This is a genomic window from Curtobacterium sp. MCBA15_007 (assembly GCF_001864905.1).
Classification (GTDB): Bacteria; Actinomycetota; Actinomycetes; order Actinomycetales; family Microbacteriaceae; genus Curtobacterium; species Curtobacterium poinsettiae.
The window spans coordinates 26,900-28,838 of the sequence record NZ_MJGM01000003.1 but is presented as its reverse complement, the minus strand read 5'-3'; the positions used below and the strand labels follow the sequence as shown (position 1 = coordinate 28,838).

The 1,939-nt window shown below is 71.0% G+C and carries 3 protein-coding genes; 2 read left to right on the top strand and 1 reads right to left on the bottom strand.

What is annotated here, in order from left to right; all coding sequences use genetic code 11:
* Window positions 1-36 precede the first annotated feature (36 nt).
* Complete coding sequence (locus tag BIU95_RS03780; RefSeq protein ID WP_017886278.1) at window positions 37-441, bottom strand: DUF1304 domain-containing protein; 405 nt, start codon at window positions 439-441, stop codon at window positions 37-39.
* Between the two features lie 60 nt (window positions 442-501).
* Here BIU95_RS03780 and BIU95_RS03775 point away from each other — a divergent pair, with 60 nt between their 5' ends.
* Both BIU95_RS03775 and BIU95_RS03770 read left to right on the top strand, forming a co-directional pair.
* Window positions 502-837 carry a chorismate mutase gene (locus tag BIU95_RS03775; protein ID WP_017886277.1) on the top strand — a complete coding sequence of 112 codons (336 nt, stop codon included), beginning with the start codon at window positions 502-504 and terminating at the stop codon, window positions 835-837.
* Window positions 834-1,922 carry a beta-propeller fold lactonase family protein gene (locus BIU95_RS03770; protein ID WP_071250468.1) on the top strand — a complete coding sequence of 363 codons (1,089 nt, stop codon included), beginning with the start codon at window positions 834-836 and terminating at the stop codon, window positions 1,920-1,922. Before BIU95_RS03775 ends, BIU95_RS03770 begins: the two co-directional genes overlap by 4 nt.
* Window positions 1,923-1,939 lie beyond the last annotated feature (17 nt).

Here is a 1,939-nt window from a genome sequence, read left to right as displayed (position 1 = left end):
CGGCACCCTGTCGCTTTCGCAGTTCGGGGGGACGGACTAGGCGCCGACGGTGGACCCCAGCAGCGCGAAGAGCAGGGCGATCAGGGGGAGCGTGCCCTGCTTGAACGCGGAGTTGACGTACTTCCGGCCGGAGCCGATCAGGACGACCGCTGCCCCGAGCATGCTCGCGGTGGAGAACACCACGAGCGTCCAGCCGCTCACCGTGTTGCCCGCGAGCACGAGCACGACGCCGAGGATGGCCCCGATCGCCAGGAACAGGTTGTAGAAGCCCTGGTTGAAGGCGAGCGAGCGGGTCGCCACGGCTTCGGTCTCGGAAGCGATGCCGAAGATCCGGCGCGCTTGCGGACTGGTCCAGATGACCGATTCGAGGAAGAAGATGTACACGTGGATGAGGCCCGCGAGGACCGCACAGACACCCGAGATCACCAGCAGGACCGACATGTGCACATTCTCGCAGGCGCGGGCGGGGTTCCGCTGCACGTCCGCCAGTAGGCTCGGACCATGAACGACGAGGTCACCCCGCCCGAGGCCGAACCGAGCGCGGAAACCAGCGCCGTCGCCGAACTCCGCAGCATCCGGCAGAGCATCGACAACATCGACGCCGCCGTGATCCACATGCTCGCGGAACGCTTCAAGTACACGCAGCGCGTGGGACACCTGAAGGCCGACTCGGGCATGCCGGCTGCCGACCCGGACCGCGAACGGACCCAGGTCGCCCGGCTCCGGTCGCTCGCCACCGACTCCCACCTCGACCCCGCCTTCGCCGAGAAGTTCCTCAACTTCATCGTCGCCGAGGTCATCCACCACCACGAGCGCATCGCGGGCCGCGACGAATGAACGTCGAGCTGCCGTCGCTGCTGATCGGGTCGTACACGGCGACCGGCGGTGGGAACGCCACGGGCATCTCGCTGGTCGACGCCGGGCCGGCCGGAACCACTCCGGTGCCCCGGACCGTCGCGGTGCTCGACGACCCCTCGTTCCTTGCCGTCTCGGGTGACCGGGTCTACGCGGTCTCCGAGACGAACGACGGCGCCGTGTCGGCCTTCCGGCTGCAGGGCGGCGCGCTCGAGCACCTGTGGGACGCCCCTGCCGGTGGGGACGCCCCGTGCCACATCCGGGTCGACCCCTCGGGCGCGCTCGTCGTCACGAACTACGTCTCCGGCACCGTCACGGCGATCTCCCTGCTGGCAGCCGAGTCGCACGCGGCCTCGCTGACGGCGAGCGACGGTGTGGTGCTGCACGGTGACGCCGACCAGCGCTCGGTGCCGGCCGACGCGGTCGAGGTCGCCGTGCTGCCCGACGTCACCGGCCCCGACGAGGACCGCCAGGACGGCCCGCACGCGCACCAGTCGATCGCCACCCCGGACGGCACGGTCCTGGTCGCCGACCTGGGCGGCGACGCCCTGCACGAGTTCCGCATCACGGTGTCCGCCGACGGGGTCCCCGACATCGAGGCGGTCCGCGTGCACCACGTGGCACCCGGTGCCGGCCCGCGGCACATGACCTGGATCGACGGCGACCTGCTCGTCGCCGGTGAGCTCGACGGCCGCGTGTACCGGCTGCGTCGCGATGACTCGGGGTCGCTGGTGACGATCGCCGCGGTGCCCGTGTTCGACGGTGCCGTGGGGGAGTCGCTGCTCAGCCACATCGAGGTCGACGACGCCGGCCGTGTCTACGTGGCCGTGCGTGGGCGTGACCTGCTCGTGGTGCTCGACGCGCGTGACGGCGGGCTCTCCGTCATCGGGTCCGTTCCCTGCGGTGGGGTCTGGCCGCGGCACTTCGCGCGGGTGCCCGGGTTCGTGCTGGTCGCGAACCAGATGTCCGACGCGGTGGCCGTGCTGCCGCTCGACGCCGATGGCATGCCCGGCGAAGCCGTCGCGCAGATCCCGGTCGCCACCCCGACCTGCATCGTCCCCGTCTGACGCCGGCGTGTTCGTGC